Annotated in this window: 21 protein-coding genes; 8 read left to right on the top strand and 13 right to left on the bottom strand. The window is 39.6% G+C overall.

All coding sequences use genetic code 11. The annotated features are described in order from the left end of the window. Positions 1 to 38: 38 nt before the first annotated feature. The gene (locus CHI10_RS09485) at positions 39 to 1,253 is read right to left on the bottom strand and encodes an EAL domain-containing protein (protein ID WP_095244060.1); all 1,215 of its coding nucleotides are present in this window, start codon (positions 1,251 to 1,253) and stop codon (positions 39 to 41) included. Between the two features lie 197 nt (positions 1,254 to 1,450). On the opposite strand from CHI10_RS09485, the gene CHI10_RS09480 reads away from it, so the two are divergent. Further along, complete coding sequence (locus tag CHI10_RS09480) at positions 1,451 to 2,233, top strand: C39 family peptidase (RefSeq protein WP_095244059.1); 783 nt, start codon at positions 1,451 to 1,453, stop codon at positions 2,231 to 2,233. A 45-nt stretch (positions 2,234 to 2,278) separates the two neighbouring features. Here the strand turns inward: CHI10_RS09480 and fadH are convergent, their stop codons facing one another. After that, positions 2,279 to 3,043, bottom strand: coding sequence for a 2,4-dienoyl-CoA reductase (gene fadH / locus CHI10_RS09475; RefSeq protein WP_095244058.1), 765 nt, complete (start codon positions 3,041 to 3,043; stop codon positions 2,279 to 2,281). A gap of 242 nt (positions 3,044 to 3,285) precedes the next feature. Between fadH and CHI10_RS09470 the strand changes: the two genes are divergently transcribed. The 5 genes from CHI10_RS09470 (at position 3,286) to CHI10_RS09450 (ending at position 7,373) form a co-directional block, all read left to right on the top strand. Beyond that, positions 3,286 to 4,161 (top strand): metallophosphoesterase, encoded by an 876-nt coding sequence (locus CHI10_RS09470; RefSeq protein WP_095244057.1) that lies wholly within the window; start codon positions 3,286 to 3,288, stop codon positions 4,159 to 4,161. Positions 4,162 to 4,286: 125 nt separating this feature from the next. Continuing rightward, positions 4,287 to 4,784: a L,D-transpeptidase family protein gene (locus CHI10_RS09465; protein WP_095244088.1), complete on the top strand. Its 498-nt coding sequence runs from the start codon at positions 4,287 to 4,289 to the stop codon at positions 4,782 to 4,784. Between the two features lie 139 nt (positions 4,785 to 4,923). Then, entirely contained in the window at positions 4,924 to 5,532 is a 609-nt protein-coding gene (locus CHI10_RS09460) for a PadR family transcriptional regulator (RefSeq protein WP_095244056.1), read from the top strand. After that, the gene (locus tag CHI10_RS09455) at positions 5,529 to 6,809 is read left to right on the top strand and encodes an MFS transporter (RefSeq protein WP_095244055.1); all 1,281 of its coding nucleotides are present in this window, start codon (positions 5,529 to 5,531) and stop codon (positions 6,807 to 6,809) included. The genes CHI10_RS09460 and CHI10_RS09455 overlap by 4 nt, the downstream gene beginning before the upstream one ends. Positions 6,810 to 6,905: 96 nt before the next feature. Continuing rightward, entirely contained in the window at positions 6,906 to 7,373 is a 468-nt protein-coding gene (locus CHI10_RS09450; RefSeq protein WP_095244054.1) for a YkyB family protein, read from the top strand. A gap of 121 nt (positions 7,374 to 7,494) precedes the next feature. On the opposite strand, the gene CHI10_RS09445 is transcribed toward CHI10_RS09450, so the two are convergent. The 4 genes from CHI10_RS09445 to CHI10_RS09430 form a co-directional block, all read right to left on the bottom strand. Next, entirely contained in the window at positions 7,495 to 8,400 is a 906-nt protein-coding gene (locus CHI10_RS09445) for a chemotaxis protein (RefSeq protein ID WP_095244053.1), read from the bottom strand. Between the two features lie 251 nt (positions 8,401 to 8,651). Further along, a complete protein-coding gene (locus tag CHI10_RS09440) occupies positions 8,652 to 9,971 on the bottom strand; it encodes an MFS transporter (protein ID WP_095244052.1) in 1,320 nt (439 codons plus the stop codon). Between the two features lie 46 nt (positions 9,972 to 10,017). Beyond that, complete coding sequence (locus CHI10_RS09435; RefSeq protein ID WP_286137281.1) at positions 10,018 to 10,482, bottom strand: DinB family protein; 465 nt, start codon at positions 10,480 to 10,482, stop codon at positions 10,018 to 10,020. 109 nt (positions 10,483 to 10,591) lie between these two features. Further along, positions 10,592 to 11,122, bottom strand: a complete 531-nt coding sequence (locus CHI10_RS09430) for an RDD family protein (RefSeq protein ID WP_095244050.1) — start codon at positions 11,120 to 11,122, stop codon at positions 10,592 to 10,594. Positions 11,123 to 11,399: 277 nt separating this feature from the next. Here CHI10_RS09430 and CHI10_RS09425 point away from each other — a divergent pair, with 277 nt between their 5' ends. Both CHI10_RS09425 and CHI10_RS09420 read left to right on the top strand, forming a co-directional pair. Beyond that, positions 11,400 to 11,603, top strand: coding sequence for a hypothetical protein (locus CHI10_RS09425; protein ID WP_035328525.1), 204 nt, complete (start codon positions 11,400 to 11,402; stop codon positions 11,601 to 11,603). A 109-nt stretch (positions 11,604 to 11,712) separates the two neighbouring features. Then, the gene (locus tag CHI10_RS09420; RefSeq protein ID WP_095244049.1) at positions 11,713 to 12,867 is read left to right on the top strand and encodes an aminotransferase A; all 1,155 of its coding nucleotides are present in this window, start codon (positions 11,713 to 11,715) and stop codon (positions 12,865 to 12,867) included. Positions 12,868 to 12,965: 98 nt separating this feature from the next. Here CHI10_RS09420 and CHI10_RS09415 read toward each other — a convergent pair whose 3' ends face one another. The 7 genes from CHI10_RS09415 to CHI10_RS09385 all read right to left on the bottom strand — a co-directional run bounded on the left by CHI10_RS09415 (position 12,966) and on the right by CHI10_RS09385 (position 18,828). Further along, complete coding sequence (locus CHI10_RS09415; protein WP_048010668.1) at positions 12,966 to 13,145, bottom strand: hypothetical protein; 180 nt, start codon at positions 13,143 to 13,145, stop codon at positions 12,966 to 12,968. A 74-nt stretch (positions 13,146 to 13,219) separates the two neighbouring features. Continuing rightward, the gene (locus CHI10_RS09410) at positions 13,220 to 14,098 is read right to left on the bottom strand and encodes an NAD(P)-dependent oxidoreductase (protein WP_095244048.1); all 879 of its coding nucleotides are present in this window, start codon (positions 14,096 to 14,098) and stop codon (positions 13,220 to 13,222) included. Positions 14,099 to 14,272: 174 nt separating this feature from the next. After that, entirely contained in the window at positions 14,273 to 14,734 is a 462-nt protein-coding gene (locus CHI10_RS09405) for a hypothetical protein (protein WP_095244047.1), read from the bottom strand. A gap of 498 nt (positions 14,735 to 15,232) precedes the next feature. Beyond that, the gene (ptsP, locus tag CHI10_RS09400; RefSeq protein WP_095244046.1) at positions 15,233 to 16,948 is read right to left on the bottom strand and encodes a phosphoenolpyruvate--protein phosphotransferase; all 1,716 of its coding nucleotides are present in this window, start codon (positions 16,946 to 16,948) and stop codon (positions 15,233 to 15,235) included. Then, positions 16,948 to 17,214, bottom strand: coding sequence for a phosphocarrier protein HPr (locus CHI10_RS09395; protein WP_035328512.1), 267 nt, complete (start codon positions 17,212 to 17,214; stop codon positions 16,948 to 16,950). The genes ptsP and CHI10_RS09395 overlap by 1 nt, the downstream gene beginning before the upstream one ends. Positions 17,215 to 17,656: 442 nt before the next feature. Beyond that, positions 17,657 to 17,947, bottom strand: coding sequence for an HU family DNA-binding protein (locus CHI10_RS09390; RefSeq protein ID WP_095244045.1), 291 nt, complete (start codon positions 17,945 to 17,947; stop codon positions 17,657 to 17,659). An 83-nt stretch (positions 17,948 to 18,030) separates the two neighbouring features. After that, positions 18,031 to 18,828, bottom strand: coding sequence for an ABC transporter permease (locus tag CHI10_RS09385; RefSeq protein WP_095244044.1), 798 nt, complete (start codon positions 18,826 to 18,828; stop codon positions 18,031 to 18,033). Positions 18,829 to 19,017 lie beyond the last annotated feature (189 nt).

Raw genomic sequence — 19,017 nt, 5'->3', positions numbered from 1 at the left:
TCCTCAAACCATGAGTGTTTATACTTAAAATCTAATGTTTATAATAACCCATCATGCTCATATAAATATTCATACGATAAATCCACAAATAAGTAATCACTGGCATTAAGAGGGAAGGAAAAAGTCCTTATGGTTTCACCTGTCTCAATATCGGTATATAAATCAGAGAGGATCCCTTTTTTATTTATTCGCATTTTCATTATATTTTCAAGGAAATACGGACGCCAGCTCCAATTTTTATGAAGATAGTCCTTTTGGGTTAGCCATCCTCCATCCCTTTTGAAGTAATTCGCAGATTTCTGAAATCCGTCTTCATCGCAGATATACAGGCGAAAAGCAGCCCCGTCCAAAAGAAGGGCGATCTGCTCCAAGGTTTCTTCATATACAGTAATTTTTTTATTTTTATTTACATAATCAATCAGCTTTTCATTGAACTCAAGTGTAACCTGATACAATGACTCCAATTTTTTCTTTTCATGCACAATAAACCTATGGAATTCGTTTCGTAACTTTTCCTTTAAAATATCTCTGTCCGGAAAATTTTCTGCAGGTTTTTGCAAATAATATCCCTGATAGTAACGGCCTCCATTTTTCCAGGCATATTGAAGCTGGTAAACCATTTCAATATTTTCAAAAAGCAGGCTAGCTCCAATTTTCCTGGCAAGCATGGATAAGGAATAAAGGATATCATTAAAATTATAAGCAGATGCATTGGATTTCATGGACTCCAGATCCACCTTTAAAATGTCAGGAGCCAATTGTCCGATTCGATCGAGATGACTGCTTTCATTTCCAAGTTTATCTATTGCTAACTTGATTCCGTAGGTCCTGTAATAATTTAAAAGATGATCCAGGTGGTCAATATCGCCTTTGTAGTTCCCTTCGGTAATTTCCAGTACAATCCGGTCAAGGCTTATGCCCTTTTTTTCATATTCCTGAAGGGTATTTAAAAATTGTTCCCCATCATTATACATGAGCAGGTCAGCATCTCTATTTATAAAAATCAGAATATCTTTCTCTAGATGCTGCGCCATGCCTAAAGCCTTTTTTAATATTTCATAATCAACCTCAATTCGGAACTCTTCAGGAATATTCTCATCCTGGAAGAATGGCCCCAGACTGATAACCCCATCAGACCCTTTATATCGGCCTAATACCTCATAACCAATGACACGATGCTCATCTGCACTGAATATTGGCTGGAAATAGGGAAATACATTATCCAAATCTGTAAGGATATCCAATGCATCCATGTCCTAGCCTCCCTATGTATATAAAGTGAAACTGCGATTAATGAGTTATTATACCATATTCGTTTAAAACTTTTACTATTCAAAATATAGCTTCCACTTCTAGATGAAAAATGATTGTTTGGCAAAAGCTTTGCATCATATTGCAGTGTTATACTCCACAAGCTAATATCAGGACATCAAGAGAAAGAGGGTATTTCATGAGGAACTTCCTATTTATATCCCTTCTTATTCCTTTGCTTGGCTGTGGACATTCAGAACCGGCCAGTCCTGTACAAGAGACTGGCATGGATTCAAGAGAGCTGACTGCCCAAATACCAATCAACGCAAATAAGGACCAGCAGAAAATAACAGCCCGAAATGCGGAAGCCACTACGGGTGTTAAAAAACGATCTGTCATGATTGATGTTCCACTAATCAGACAAAATCCCGAACTGAAGTATGGATGTGAAGTAACCAGCCTGACAATGGTTCTGCAGCATGCAGGTGTCCAAGTCGGGAAAATGGATTTGTACAATGCAGTAAAAAAAGATAATGATCCGCTGATTCGCGCAAAAGGTGATATTTTAAAATGGGGTAATCCTGCAGAAGGATTTGTGGGAGATATGACAGGGAGAAATGCCGGATACGCAGTTTTCGATAAACCAATTGAAGAATTGGTGAATAAATACCTGCCAGGAAGAGCCGTTAATTTAACCGGCAGGGATTTTAATGCAGTTCTCATGCATGTTTCCAAAGGATATCCTGCTGTCGTCTGGACGACAGGAGATTATAGGCTTCCTGACCGCTGGGAATCCTGGATGCACTCCGGCAAAACCATTAAAACTCCATTAGATCTTCATGCAGTCGTATTGGTAGGGTATGATGATCAGTTTGTTTTTCTAAACGACCCCCTCTCAGGGAAAAAACAGGTGAAAGTTTCAAAAGAACGATTTATTTCATCATGGAAAGCATTGCAGTCGAGAGCTGTAAGCTATCAATAGAATATGCCAGCCGGCTGAAAACAAATCAGCCGGCTTTTATAAGCATTAAAACGGAAACTGTTTCAGCCACTGGCCGCCATCCATTGTGATGCACTCCCCATTAATATAACCTGCATGCTCCGAGAAAAGGAAGAAGGCCAATTCGGCAATTTCCTCCGGCTTTCCAAGCCTGCCAAGCGGTACACTTTGAAGTGTCCTTTTTGCAGCTTCCTCCGATTCCCACAGCCTGTCAGCCCCCCCAGTCCTTTCAATTGGACCTGGAGCTATAGCATTTACCCTGATACCATATTTTCTTCCCCATTCGACAGCCAATGTTCTTGTCATGGATAATACTCCTGCTTTTGCTGCAGCCGAGTGTATGACCCCTGCTCCGGCGTCCCATGCATATGTAGCCACCATATTGATTATGCTTCCCTTAATCCCCTTTTTAATCCAGTATTTACCAATTTCGCTTGAACAATAAAAGGTTCCATTCAGGACAATATTAATAACAGAATTCCATCCATTTGCACTCAGCTGCTCTGCAGGGCATATAAAATTTCCTGCTGCATTATTAACGAGGAAATCAACTTGCCCAAATGTACGCAGCGTTTCATGAAGCATATGTTTAACATGTTCAATCTCACGGACATCCATTTGAATGGTCAAAACTTGTCCATTGGTTGTTTCAATTTCAGCTTTTGCTGCCTCCAGGCGTTCCGGGTTTCTTCCTGTTATCACCACATTGGCACCGGCTTCTGCAAACCTCTTTGCCATAAACTTCCCCATGCCGCTTGAACCGCCAGTAACAATGACTGTTTTGTTCTTCATCCTATTTCCCCTCTCAAAAATGAATGATCATTCATTTACATTTTACCATTAATTATAGAATTTTCGAATTATTATTTACAAATAAATAAATTAATTTAAGGAGAATGAAGGATAAAAAAACAAGCATAGTTAATTCTTCTTTTTAATAGGATAGTTTGATAGTATTAAAGATACTGAAGGCGATATCTCTATTCTCATGCTGACTCCAGAAAAAATTATTAAAAGATAGGTTGGTATGCCCAATGCCGGAAAAAGTGTCCAGAAGATCTTTTTTAAAAAGAACTCTCGGCTTTTTTGCTGCTGTGTTTGGAATTAGTGCAGGCGGCTATTATTATGCACGGGATATTGAGCCCCGGCTCATGGAAATCACAAACTGCAAAATTTCTGACAGCGCAATTCCCCAAGCGTTTAATAATAAAAAAATCATCCAATTCAGCGACACCCATTTAGGATTTCATTATGACCTGAAACAGCTGGAAGAATTGATTGAAAAGATAAACAGCCTGAAGCCTGATATTGTTTTCTTTACAGGTGACCTGATGGATGAACCTAATAAATATCAAAAGGCAGACCAAATAGCACCACTCCTGAAAAGAATTCAGGCACCTCTCGGCAGGTTTGCTATTTATGGGAATCATGACCACGGGGGCTATGGTTCAGATATCTATAAGTCCATTATGGAAGAATCAGGCTTTATTCTTTTAATGAATGAAAATCGCAAACTCGAATTTTCCGGAAGCAGCATCGGGATTATAGGCATTGACGATGCCATGCTCGGAAGGCCGGACATAAAGCTTGCCAGCGAAAATATGGACGATGGATCATATAATATTTTATTGTCCCACGCACCGGATTTAGCAGATGCAGCCTCAGCCTTCAGCATAAATCTGCAATTGAGCGGTCATAGTCATGGCGGCCAAATAAAACTGCCGTTCTTTGGAGCCTTAGTTAAACCACCACATGCTGAAAGATACTATGAAGGCTTCTATGAAATTGGCAGTCAAAATCCATTAACTCTTTATGTAAACAGAGGGCTTGGGACAACCCGTCTGCCATTCCGCTTTTTATCCAGACCTGAACTGACGGTGTTTACCCTGCAATCAGACAGCAGCATCTAAAGGGAAAGTTAATCATTGCAGCTTTCCTTTTTTTGCTGCATTCAGGACAAATTTAAATAATAAGATACAAGATGATTTTTCCATGCATATATTTAAATAAACCTTTTCAGAAAGAGGTGGATGCTATTTACCATATAGTAAAGCCCGGTGAGACAATGTCAGTCATTGCTCAAAATTACCGCCGCCCTTTAAGCGAGCTTTTGGCGGCAAATCCTGCCATTGTAAATCCAGGACTGATTTATCCCGGCCAGCGAATAGTGATACCAGGATTGCCTGAACCTGATTCCATACCATATACAATCATAGTTTCAAGAAGCAAAAAAAACTTAACTCTTTTATCTAACGGTGCCGTACAAAAAGTCTATCCCATTGCGGTCGGAAAAATGCTGTCTCAGACGCCAATTGGAGAGTTTGTAATTGTGAACAGAGAACCTGACCCCGGGGGTCCATATGGGGTTATGTGGCTTTCTCTGTCAAAGTACGGCTACGGAATTCACGGAACCAACAACCCTTCCTCAATTGGCCAATCTGTTTCCAAAGGTTGTATACGAATGTATAACCAGGATGTCCTCCAATTGGCACGCATAGTACCAAATGGCACAAAGGTAATAATACAACCATAGAGACGATCGTCCCTTTATAAAACTTTCGCAAAAAATTGCGAAAGTTTTTTATTTTTGTTGATTTATTTGCCAACACGACATATCATAGTGATATATCATATTGATATATCGTATCGATACATTGAAAGGAGTTTTATTTTTGTCTATAGAACATACCATCCTTGCTGTACTAAGCTTTTGGCCCAGCACAGGATATAATATTAAATCAGAATTTGAACACAAAGCTGCTGGCCTATATTGGGGAATGAGCTATGGAAGCATATACCCGAAATTAAAAAAGCTTGAGGAAGAAGGTTTTATCTATGCAATAGAACAAGAAGATGAAGGAAGAAAGAAAAAAATGTATGAGCTCACTGCTAAAGGCTGGAAAGAGTTTGAGAATTGGCTGAAGACTCCTCCTTCTTTCCCCGTTATTAAAGACGAACTGCTAATGAAAATGTCAACCTGGCATGAAGATATGGATAATGAAGTGTTAATCAGCCACTTATTAAAAAGAAAAGAAGAAGCTTCAGATATTCTTAAATTCGTAAAAGAGTGGCCAAGAAATGGATATTCCTATATCACCAAGCTTGGCACTCTCTCGATCCGATATGCAGAAATGAAGCTGGAAACAGAAATTAAATGGATTGATGAATCAATCGAAACACTGCAAAAAGATAATTTACCAGATGGCCAGGATCCTCATGGCAATACAGAAAAGCTTCTGAACAGGAGAAGGATGGCCATTGGAAGGGATGAAGGGAATTGACAGCGAAATCAGGTATTTTTAAACCGCTCAAGCTAAAGTCCTTTCGCGCACTTTTTGGCGCCCAGTTATTTTCAGACTTGGGGAACTGGCTGGATTTAATTGCTTTGCAGGTTATTGTCGCTTATCACTGGGGTCTGGATGAAACCGCAATTGCCTCTGTAATAATAGTTCTCGGTCTTCCCTGGGTCATCATTGGCCCATTTGCAAGTGTGTTTGTAGACAGAATGCCCAAGAAAGCAGTTATGATTGTATGCCTCCTTTTAAGAATAGTCTTTGTAGCAGGTTTATTTTACGCTCCTAACCTATACATTCTGCTATTATTTGTGTTTTTAAAGGGAACCGTATCAGCACTTTATGATCCTGCAAGGCAGAGTGCCATCCGAATGATTGTACCTGAAAGCATGCTGCCTGAAGCAGTAACTCTGAGCCAGCTTTCAGTCAACACGATGAAAATTGCGGGGCCTGCATTAGGAGGAGGGATTATAGCTGTTTTTGGACCCAAAAGTCCTTTTCTGTTTGAAGCAGCAGGATTCTTTATAGCTGTTATCTTCCTGCTGTTTCTTCCCAGCTTAAAGTCATTTGAAGCGTCAGATAAAAAAATGGCTGGCGGCCACACAGCCAAAGGGGAATTTTGGAAAGATTTTTCCGAAGGCATCAAACATATTCTTCATACTCCCCTTTTAAAGATCTCGATTATTCTTTCTTCTGCAGCGTTTTTTATTATTTTCCTTTATGATGGGTTATTTGTTTTTATTGCAAAGGAGATTGGATTTAATGAGGGGAATTTTGGTTTGCTGATAAGTGCAGTGGGAGCAGGAAGTGTTGCGGGTTCACTTTTGCTGGGCCAATGGACAGGGTGGAATCGGAAACCCATCCATTTAATGAGTTCTTCAGCCATATTGAGCGGCATTTTTATAGCAGCAGTTGGGCTTGGAGGATTAGGTTTTCTTAATTTACCACAATTGGCCTGGATAATCGGTGCATGTCTTTTAGGCCTCTTAGGGGCGGGAGAATCTGTCCCCTACGGCTATGTTCTTCAATCTGAAACACCGAAGCAAATGATGGGCAGAGTATCTGCTGCCGCCATGTCCCTGCAGACTTTTTCCATGCTTATAGCACCTGCAGCCGGAGCTCTTCTTGCCAAACAGCTGGGTGTCTCTTTTGTTATGATTGGCGCAGGCATGGCAACGACATTATTAGGCTTCACCATGCTCACAGTTATATGGAAAAAATCAGGATCCTTCCAGTCCATAAACGGAAAGCAGCTGGATGGATAAGCTTTTCTTATATAAACCCTATCCTAAGTTGGTTTTATTGACTAAAAGGGGTATAATATAATTATATCCCTTTAAAATATGAAAGGAGATTGGAAATTGAATTCTGATAAGAAACAATATCCCCCTCTGCAGCCAACGGTTGAAAACCTCTCTCAAGCCATCTTCACCGTTAACCGCCATGCAAAGACAGCACCTAGTCCTAAATTTTTGTATAAATTAAAGCACGATGCCCTGCACAAGCTGATCAAAGAAGGTAAAGCCCAAAAAGCAGGCCTGCACTATTCCGGCAATCCTAAAAATAGCCAGCAGCAATCAGATGTTCTTGTAAAGTGCGGGAACTACTCTTTCCATCTCCCGCCCTCTAAAGAGGATTTTTCCGAGCTTCCCCATTTGGGCAAGCTGGACTCCTTCGTCCGAAATCCTAAGTCCTCCTTATCACTTAACGCAGCGAAAAAATTGCTAATGTCATATACAGGACTAAAAGAGCTAAATAGCCCGCTGAATGAAAAAAAACAGCGCTATCAAAAGCCAGTATTTAAGAAATTAGGAGAAAGTTACTTTTAATTAAGAAAAGCGGAAGCGCCTGTTCACCCCCGACACCTCAAAGGGGGTAGGCCCTGGAGCTAGACATTTAGCAAAGTACCAAAAAGCTGGAATGAAAAACTCCAGCTTTTCTTGTTGTGCCTTATAACGCATGCTGATCAATTAATAGCACTAATTCAGCAATTTCCGGCTTGCTCACCTGTGCATCTGCCCCAACCATTTGTCCTTTATGGCGAAGATCTTCGGTAATCAATGAAGAAAAAATAATTACCGGGATTTCTGCAAGCAACGGGTGATCTTTCACTTTCTTTGTGAGGTGGTGCCCGTCCATTTGCGGCATTTCGATATCCGTGATCATGAGCTGTACTTCATCAGTGACATTCCGTCCGGATTCTGCTAAAGAATGCAGATATTCATAAGCCTCATTGCCGTTCTCAAAAAATTCAATCCGGGAAAAACCCGCTTCATTTAATGTATCGTTCAAAAGCTTTCTTAATAATGGAGAATCCTCTGCAATAATCAGCTTCTTATCAGATCTTTCACGCTTTCCAAGTTTTTGCACCTTCTGGATGCTGATCCCTGAATCAGGATTAATTTCAGTGACCATTTTTTCAAAATCAAGCAGCAGGACCATTTCTTCACCAAGCTTTATGATTCCGATAATCTGGCTTTCCTGTCCCTGGTACATTTCAGATGGTTTTTCAATTTGGTTCCAGGAAATACGGTGAATCTTGGAAACATTATGAACATGAAAAACAATTTTCTGCTGATTAAACTCTGTAACAATAAACTTATCCTGCTGGGGAGTTTCCGATGTAGCCATATTCAATGAAGAAGCTACATCCACTACAGGAAGCACCTCACCCCTCAATTCAATGATTCCTTCAATATTTCTATGAGAATGAGGGACAGGAGTGACCTGTACAGGGTTTATAATTTCCTTCACTTTAATCACATTAATGCCAAATTTATTCCTGCCTATCGAAAATTCAACAATTTCGAGTTCATTCGTTCCGCTTTCAAGTAAAATGCCTTTTTTCTGATCCACTTTTTTTCGCCCTTCCTTTTTCATCTGCCTATATATCTAAATTCGGTGCTTCAAATTAAGTCTTCTATAGCAGAGCACTTGCCATATGATTCTTTTTCTTTATTAATATACCATGAATGGGTAAAATTTCTTATTAAATTTTCTATTTTTTAAATCATAAGTCCCCATTATGCATCAGTAGTCTTTAATGCTAAAACAATAAAAAGCAAGCCTGGAGAGGCCTGCTCTGGGATGCTATACAAGATGTACGGTTATTCAGGAATGCTTTCGTCTTTTATTTTTGAATGAACGAGCAGTCCGATTATGGTCAAAATCATTAATGAGCCTAAAGCCATTCTGCTCGCCATGTTTCCATAGCTTGCGAAGATCAGGGTAATGCTTCCGTAAATGAGCGGACCAATAATGGATGATACTTTTCCTGAAAATGCAAACAATCCAAAAAACTGTCCTCTTTTATTTTCAGGGGTTAATTCCACAATATACGTCCTTGTGGTTACCCACATGGAACCGAGGGCAACGCCAAACATGCTGCCTGCAATCCAGAACATGGCTTCATTGACAGCTCCAACCGCAATTGCCAATGCAACAAGAAGAAGGATTCCAACATACTTAACCGCTTTATTTGCCCCTTTCGCCTTGGTTATATAGCCAAATACAAAAGAACCAATTATACTGGACACCGTGGAAACCAGATATAACAAAATGAATTTTCCAGTAGTAAAGCCGACAATTGTTTTTGCATAAACGGCCATCATCGCAATCGTGGTAGCAATTGCATCATTTAAGAAAAAATAAGCAATCATGAAAGTGAAAATTGATTTATAATGTTTCATTTCTTTGAAAGTCTGCCAAACTTCCTTATAGCCGGATAAAAATGTTTGTTTTTCTTTTGGCTGATAAGGCTTATCTTTTACAAAGAAAAACAGCGGCAATGAAAACACCAGAAATAGGATAGCCGTTGGTATGAAAGATTTGTGAAAACCATCATCACCTACATATAAATAAACAGTCAGGCCAACAAGGGTTCCAATATAGCCGACAGCCACTCCAAAACCTGATATCAGGGGAATATCCTGCTTTGTTCCCAAGTCGGAAATCATTGCATCGTAAAACACCAGACTGGAATGGAAAAAAAACTTTGCAATTATAAAACAAAAAATAACAAGTGCAAGGTAAACAGGCAGCCCGAATATTTTCCCGCTAATCTGGCTGGATGCAAAAACACCCATCAATATCGTTGCCATGACAGTAATTAGCGTGAAAATCACTATATATTTCTTTTTTCTTCCTGTCCTGTCTATCATAACTCCGAACAAGGGTGAAAACAGGACAAGAAAAAAGCTTGCCAATGCATTAGAATAAGATATAAACGTACTTGCAATCTGATTTAAAACTTCATTCTCCCCTATTACTTCCTGCAGGTAAAATGGAAAGAATATTGTATTTATATTGGATGAAAAGATGGTATTCGCAAAATCATATAGTGCCCATGATACAATCGGCAGGGTCATATACAGGCGCAGGGAATTAAATTTCCCCGGCTTCTTGAGCTCCGTTTTTTCTATTTCCATGCCATCAGCTCCTTCATGTAAAAAACAGTGAGTCTGTTACCGCATTTTAAACCCTGATGCCGGCAGCCTGGATAATTTGCTTTTTATGGTGAATGTCATGTCCAATAAAATCAGCAAAATAATCACGCACAGTTAAGGAATTACTGCCTATTGTAAATGCTGTATCCAGATTTTCTTCAGTCATTCCCTCAAGTAAATGAAGGAACTTTTTTCTGACTGATAATAGTTCTTCAATTATTTCCAGTTGGGTATGCTTTTGAGCATATTCTGCTGCAGCATCATTCACATACTGAAAGTCAGGATAGCTCTCAAGCTCTGCGCCCTCTTTAAAAAATGGGAAACGCTTTTCAAGGGAATATCTATCCCAAAATAACAGATGGGCAACTACTGCGGCAACCGGCCATTTTCCGGCTTTAACAGGCTTTAGCCAGGTTTTTTGGTCAAGCTCTTTTATAGACTCCAGCCACACTGAAAAAGATTCATAGTGAGTAATAATATCCTTCTTTTGCATTTTCATCCTCCCTTTCTAAAAATATATTCTGCATGCAAGCAATAAATCCTTTTTAGTGCTGATCCTTAAAAAGCTGTATAGCAGCTAGGCCATACAGCTTTTTTTTGAATTATTTTTTTACTACAACTGTGCCTGCGATTAAATCGTGCAGTGCCTGTTTTTTTTCTGTAAAGGCAGCAATGATGTAGCCGATAAGGAAAATTCCAGATAAGATCCCCATGGCCAAATATCTTCCAAGCGCTCTCCAGAAGGAAATGCGATTACCATTTAAGTCAGTAACTTTTAATCCAAGCAGCTTTTTCCCTACAGTACCCTGCCATGCGGATGCATGCAGGCCTGCAAAATAGGCAACAGCAATGACAAGATTGACAATAAAAGTTACTCCCAGTGCACCAAAATATGACCCCATGAATGCAAGAGCTTCTGCATCGGACATTTCTGCTTCCATATAAGATGGATCGCTTATCATCGTGTTAAAAGCGTCAGAAGTGCCAAAGAAGATCATAAAAATAACGATGCTTAGAATGGTAAGCGGGATTCCAACAATAATAGAATCAATTAAATAGGCCGCAAATCTGAGCCAGAATCCGCCATATTCCTTTGTGCTTTCATAAGGCTGCTTCTCTAAAGATGTCTCCACTTAAAAACCTCCTTAAATTAATTAAGCAGGAAACTTATAAACTAAGAGTATAGTTTCCACTATCTACTAATGTTAATCTCTAAATGAATTATATTCAACTATTTGTAAAATCTTACACTGATTTATTTTTTCATTTATTTTTTTAAAACGTTTTCATCTTGACTATTCTGTGAACACTCTTCTAACACTGTAGACACCCTTTTACGTAAGGCATAAAATAAATCTGTAAAGCAGAAAGTAAGGTTTTACATAAATAAAAAAAGAGGTGCAATCAGGCATGAAAGGTACAGCAATCCTTTACCATGATGAAAATAAAGTTACGATTCTGGAAAATGTGGAGCATTCTGTGTTTGAGGAAATGAAAGATCAATGCGGCGATAAACATTGCCATTGTCATATAGAAAATAAAGTAATCGACTTTGGTGCTGTATCCCCGGTTTTATGGCATGAAGATGAAGTTGATTGGGATTACGGATACTAATTATATTATTGCAGGCTCTGAATAGAACTCAGGGCCTGTTTTATTTTTTGCTGTTTGCCGCTGTGCCAAAGTGTTAGAATAAACAGTATGATGATGCGAGGTGAATACATTGGAACATTTAATCAACCAAAGAGTGAAGGACATAGAAATTTCCGGAATCAGAAGGTTTTTCAATATGGTTGCCGGCACCAAAGATATGATTTCTCTTACAATTGGACAGCCTGACTTCCCTACGCCGCTGCATGTTAAAGAAGCAGCAAAACAGGCAATCGACGAAAACTTTACCTCCTACACACACAATGCGGGCGATATTCGATTGCGTGAAGCTGCAGCTTCCTTTGTAAAAACAAAATATAACCTTACATATAACCCTGAATCTGAAGTCATTGTGACATCTGGAGCGAGTGAAGCAATTGATATTGCCTTCCGGACAATTTTGGACGAAGGATCGGAAGTTATCCTGCCTGGTCCTGTTTATCCAGGATATGAGCCAATCATAAAACTTTGCGGTGCAATTCCGGTACATAGTGATATTTCGAAAAACAAGTTCCGATTTACGGCAGATTTAATCGCGGAACATATGAGTGAAAAAACAAGGTGCATTGTTCTTCCATACCCATCGAATCCGACAGGTGTCAGCCTGACGCTGGAGGAACTTGAGCAAATTGCTGCTCTTGTTAAGGGCAAAGATATCTTTATCCTTGCTGATGAAATTTACAGCGAACTGATCTATGATCAACCCCACCACTCAATCGCTTCCCTTTTACGGGATCAAACTGTCGTCATTAATGGTTTATCCAAATCCCATTCCATGACAGGCTGGCGCATTGGGCTATTATTCGCACCGGAAAATCTGGCCAAGCATATCTTGAAGGTTCATCAGTATAATGTGACTTGTGCAGCATCTGTCTCCCAAATGGCTGCCCTTGAAGCGCTGACAGCAGGGATCGACGACGCCCTGCCAATGAGACAGGAATATGCCAAGCGCCGTGACTATGTTTATGAGCGATTAGTACAAATGAATCTGGATGTAGTCAAACCTGATGGCGCTTTTTATTTTTTTATAAAAATTCCTGATGGTTCCATGAACTCCTTTGAATTTGCCCTTTCACTTGTTGAAGAGGCAGGAGTTGCAGTAGTTCCCGGCAGTGCATTTTCCTCATATGGGGAAGGCTATTTCCGAATATCTTTTGCCTATTCCATGGACACATTAATGGAAGGGCTTAACCGGATCGAAAAGTATCTGGAATGCATTAAAATATAAATATCTAAGCGCCAATCCCTGTTTAAAGAGATGGCGCTTTTTTTTCGTATAATCCATTAAAAAAGCAAAAAGGCAAGCTCCAGCCTGCCTTTTTGCAACTATTGCCCCTGATATTCCCCATTGTTTTTTGAAGCTTTTTCCTTTTTAGCTTTATCCTTCTGAATTTTATTTGTATCAGCACTTCCAAATTCATGAGAGAATTCAGAATCAATAGCAGCAGAATCGAAACCTTTTTTGTTCTTCTGCTGAGGATCATTTTTTTTGTTTCTTTTAGCCACCTGTCTAACCCCCTTTTCACTTTCTTTATTAGTTTGAAGTGAAAAAAGAGGGTTTATTCATAAAATGGGGCTTATTACTTTTCCCAATATTTATATAATGCCTGTGTACCGCTGTTTTCTTCTCCGTTTTCAACAAGCTCAGCATACATTTTCCTTGCGAGCGAGAGTCCCGGAGTCATCATCCCCATTGCTTCAGCTTCATTTATGGCAATATTCATGTCTTTTATGAAATGTTTAATATAAAAGCCCGGTTCAAAGTTCCCCTCAATCATTCTGGGTGCCAGATTGGATAAAGACCAGCTTCCTGCTGCTCCAGATGTTATGCTTTGAAGAACTGTTTTTGGGTCCAAACCTGCTTTTTCAGCATAAACAACCGCTTCACACACCCCGATCATATTGGATGCTATCGCAATTTGATTGCACATTTTCGTATGCTGTCCGGCTCCCGCATTCCCTTGATAAACGATATTCGTTCCGAGGAGATTGAAAATCGGTTCTACAGCCAGAAATGCGTCCCTGTCTCCTCCTGCCATTATTGAAAGCTTTGCATCTCTTGCGCCGATATCTCCACCTGAAACAGGGGCATCTATTGCATATATGCGGTTTTTGCGTGCTTCTTCATATATCCTTTTGGCTAATGTTGGTGTCGAAGTTGTCATGTCAATTACATATGTATTGTCTCTGCCATTTGTGATAATGCCATTTGCCCCGAGATACACTTCCTCTACATCTGCGGGATAACCAACAATGGTAATAATAACATTTGCTTTCTTTGCAACTGCTGCAGGAGTCTCAGCCCACTCTGCGCCATGCTCTATCAGTTCAGAGGCTTTCTCTTTGGTTCGTGTATACACGACTAACGGATAGCCGGCTTTCAACAGGTGTCCCGCCATGCTCTTGCCCATAACCCCTGTTCCTACAAACCCGATAACTGTATTTTCAGGTGAAATCATGGTACCCACTCCCTTGAAATTTCTGAATTTTTTACATTAATACTACCATTATTTTTGTTTGAATAAAAATATTAGGATCGCCAAAACGACAAAAGACCAGGCAAATACCTGGTCCATCCCCAATTTTATGCGCGTAATTTATAATACCCAAATAGAGTTAAAATAAAACACCCTTTAAAGCTGGGATGAAAAGTTGTTTAAGAATGCTCTCGCTACCACTTCATCCTCATTTATAATTTCGACGGAAACTGCATCTTCATGCACAATCATTTTTTCTATTTCGAAAACGTGCAGATCCTGTATAAGAGGAATGGGATTCATAAAAATATAGTTCCCCTTTTCATTATTGCTTTCTATATATTCCCCATCAATAATAGTGTCCTCCCCATAAACAAACTCATTCGTCCCCAAGGCAGCAGCCAGCTTTTCATTATGTATGGAAACTTTTACTTTGTATAATTCTTCTTCTGATAGAATTTTTTCATTAATTTTAAACCGGAACTGCAGCTCATTATTTTTAGTCAGCAGGGCTTCAGCATGACTATTGACGATTGAATCCTCTGTATCCTGCATGCAGCCTGACAGAAGCAATGCCAATAGTGCGGTGAACATCAGGTTAATGATTCTTTTATTCATTAAGAATTCCTCCTTTTTCATTACCTTTTCCTTTACTGTCTGACAATAAACCCCAATTATAAAACTTAATTAGAATCCTTGGAAATAACAGAAATGAGCATAAATAAAAGAAGCCATTATCAGGCTTCATCAGTGTAAAACGCGGCTTAAAAATGCACTTTGTTTCTCATATAAGTCGTTCTGCTGTTTTTCTTTAATAAATCTATATCGATCATGAAAGAGAAAGCTGATTATTATGGTAACCATTTTCCATCTCTCCTTTTTGTTATTGTAGCTTAATTATAGGAGAGTTTCTTATTTTGGATAACAACCATAAGATGTGATTTCAGTCATCCTTAAGACTGAGAACCATAAAAGAAAAAAATAAACCGGCCATTAAAGGCCGGTTTAAAAAGGGGGGAAAATGAGAATGATCAGCTTAATTAAGTCTGACCTAAGTGCTTACTTCTAATTTACCCGGGTGATTATATTTAAAACTCACAAAATGTTACAGTTTGATTACAGTTTAGCTGTTTCTTTTACAGCTTGGACTACTTCTTCAGCTGTATTCATATGAAGCGCTTTTTCAGCCAGGGCTTCCATGTCTTTTTTGTTCAGACGGCTGATTTGAGAACGGGCTTTAAGTATTGAAGTAGCGCTCATCGAGAACTCGTCAAGTCCTAATCCCAGCAGCAACGGGATCGCCGTTTCGTCCCCAGCCATTTCACCGCACATGCCAGCCCATTTTCCTTCTTTATGCGCTGCGTCAATTACCATTTTAACTAAACGCAGAATCGCAGGGTTATACGGCTGGTAAAGGTAAGAAACACGCTCATTCATGCGGTCTGCAGCCATAGTGTACTGAATTAGATCATTTGTGCCTACACTGAAGAAATCGACTTCTTTAGCGAATTGCTCAGCCATAACAGCGGTTGAAGGAATTTCAACCATAATTCCAATTTCAATGTTATCGGCAACTTGTGTGCCTTCGCTAACAAGCTTCTGTTTTTCTTCTTCAAGGATTGCTTTTCCCTGACGGAATTCATCAAGAGTGGCAATCATAGGGAACATGATTTTCAGGTTTCCAAAAGTACTTGCTCTTAATAAAGCCCTTAATTGCGTCCTGAACATATCCTGTTCTTCCAGACATAGGCGAATAGCACGGAAGCCAAGGAATGGGTTCATTTCCTTTGGAAGATTAAGATAAGGAAGCTCCTTATCCCCGCCGATATCCAGTGTGCGGACTACAACCGGTTTCCCGCTCATTCCTTCGAGTACAGCTTTATAGGATTCAAACTGCTCCTCTTCTGTTGGAAGCTGATCTCTACCCATATATAAAAATTCCGTACGGTAAAGGCCAACGCCTTCTCCGCCATTTTCAACTACACCCTTCAAGTCTTTAGGAGTACCAATATTGGCAGCCAATTCAACATGATGGCCATCTGCTGTCACTGATTTCTCATTGACAAGCTTGGCCCACTCAGCTTTTTGCTCCTCGAATTTTCGGTGCTCTTCTTTGTATTCAGCAATAGCCTCCGGGGTCGGATTAATATGTACCAAACCTTTTAATCCATCCACGATAACCATGTCGCCATTATTTATTTGCTTTGTAGAATCCTTTGTTCCAACTACTGCTGGAATTTCCATCGAACGGGCCATAATGGCAGAGTGAGATGTTCTTCCGCCAATGTCAGTTGTAAATCCTTTAACGAACTGGCGATTTAACTGAGCAGTATCGGATGGTGTCAAGTCTTCAGCTATAATGATAACTTCTTCTGCAATCATGCTGGGATTCACTACTTGTACTCCGAGCAAATGTGAAAGTACACGTTTCGTTACGTCACGGATATCCGCTGCACGCTCTTTCATGTATTCATTGTCCATTTGTTCAAACATAGTAATGAACATATCCGCAGTCTCTTTTAAAGCAGATTCAGCATTTACATTTTCTGTTTTGATTTTATCTTCAATTGGCGAAATTAATTCCGGATCACTCAATACTAGAAGATGAGCATCAAAAATAGCTGCTTTATCTGCACCCAGCTCTTTATGGGCATTATCGCGGATAACTTCCAATTCACCTTTAGATTCAGCTAAAGCTGATTGAAAGCGTTCCACTTCCTGTTCAGCATTTTCGACTGTCACTTTATCAAAAGAGAGATCCGGCTCAACCAAACGGTAAGCCTTGGCAATAGCAATACCGCTTGACGCCGCAATACCATTTAAAAAGCTCATTATTCAGCCAATCCTTCTTTTTTCAATGTTTCTTCAAGGCTGTTAAGAGCATCCTGTTCATCGCTGCCTTCAGCAATAATTGTAATATCGGCACCTTGTCCAACACCTAAAGACATAACGCCCATGATTGATTTCAGGTTTACTTTCTTTTCTTTATATTCAAGGTGAATTTCTGAGTCAAATTTGCTTGCAGCTTGTACAAGCATTGTAGCTGGACGAGCGTGAATTCCTGTTTCTGCAGTTACTTTAAATTGTTTTTGTACCATATGGGATCAATCTCCTTCGTATTATTGAATATAAATTAAGATGTGCAAGGCGTTGCCTCACGAACTTAATAACGGGAACTGGAATTTTTTCAGCAAAACCAGCAGCAGGATGAAACCGTTATATTCCGTCCTATATGCTGTTTTATTTTTTCCAATGCCGTATTATTCATGTATATAGTTGTTCAAAAAGGCTGAGAAAAAGAGCAATCAGTTCTTCTCGAAGCTCCTCTGCTTTTCGAACACTTCCATAGAATCAGGTAAGATTACCGGGCTGTAATTAAGTCATCGGACAACTTACATCTCAGACAAAAGAATAGCATTTCACATTCATTTAGACAATGAAAAACCCTTAATTTTTAACGTTTGTTCACATTTTTTTGAATAAAACGCTTTCATTTGCCAAGGATTTCTACTTATCATTTCAGTTCTATTTTTTTAAAATCTATGGCGTTTGTTGATACTTATCTTGTTTTCTAACCAGCTTCGATGTTTCTTTGTATTGAAGGACATTATAGCCTATTCTCATTTTTGAAATTGTCCCTTTAAGAGCGGTTTCATGATCGCCTTCCCGTTCCGTATAGAGTGTAACAAGATCTGAGACTGATCGTGCCAGCATTTCTATTACATGTTTCAAGTCTTCATGACGATAAGTGGTGTTGTCTTCCATTAGGTGCTCGAGGATATCCTGAGATAAGCTTTTCACTCTGTATGCTTTTTCTTTTTCAAGGTTCATCTGTTTATCCCGCCTTTTTGATTAATTTCTCAATTATATGCGGGCAAGAAGGGTGAAATGCTGTGAGCTTGGCTAAGAATACACTAGTTTTTCCCCTCAGGAAAAAATTGGGCATCCTGATTGAAAAAGTTTTTATAAGATAGAAGGATAAATAAAATTACAGATAAACCTACACTGCCCAAAATCCCCAGCAGAATGACAATCTGATATTCAATCGCAAGCAACGGACTTACTCCCGATAATATCTGCCCGGTCATCATACCAGGCAAAAAAATGATGCCCATTCCAAGCATATTGTTTATAGTCGGCAGAACAGCGGAATCAAAAGAATGATTAACATATGGCTTAACTGCAGTTTTGGGTTCAGCACCAAGCATCAGGGCACCCTCGATCATATCTCTTTGGGAGGTAAAGGAATTCAGAAGCTCCTTTACACTCAGCGTGATGCCTGTCATGGAGTTGCCAATTATCATGCCTGCAATTGGAATAAAGTAGCGGGGATCATACCAGGGCTCAAAATGAATAACAACAAAATTAAAATATATTAAACAAAATGCTGTACCAGTTATCATGGAAATCGCAATGGTTTTTTTTAGACTTACTGACAGTCTGGTTCCAGCCTGTTTATAGATTGTGTAAATTGCAAAACCTTCCATAATACAGATCACACCTAACGTTAAGAACGGATTGGAAAGTTCAAATAGATAGGTTAATACATAGCCTGCAATCACAAGCTGAAGTGTCATTCTGAAAGCAGCCATTGCCAGCATTTTTTGACGAGCGATGCCTCTCACCTTGAAGATTAAGATTAGAAGCAGTACAAATAGGTAAGCTGATATTAGTCTCCAAAGTTCAATATCAATAATTGAGCTATTTTCCATCAGACTCCTCCATAGGTGTTTTCTCCATCTCTTCCGCAGACCGGGATAAAGTGAAACTTCAATCAGCGGGGGCTTTCCTTATCCCCCACTGATTGTTAGTCACGTTCTAGTGTCGCTAAGATCTCCGCTAGCGCTTCGATCAATCGATACTACGAACCCGATTGGTTCAACTAAGCCTCTGCCTGCGAG

It is taken from the genome of Bacillus sp. 7894-2, assembly GCF_002272225.1.
GTDB lineage: Bacteria > Bacillota > Bacilli > Bacillales > Cytobacillaceae > Cytobacillus.
This window is presented reverse-complemented; position numbering and strand designations above follow the sequence as displayed.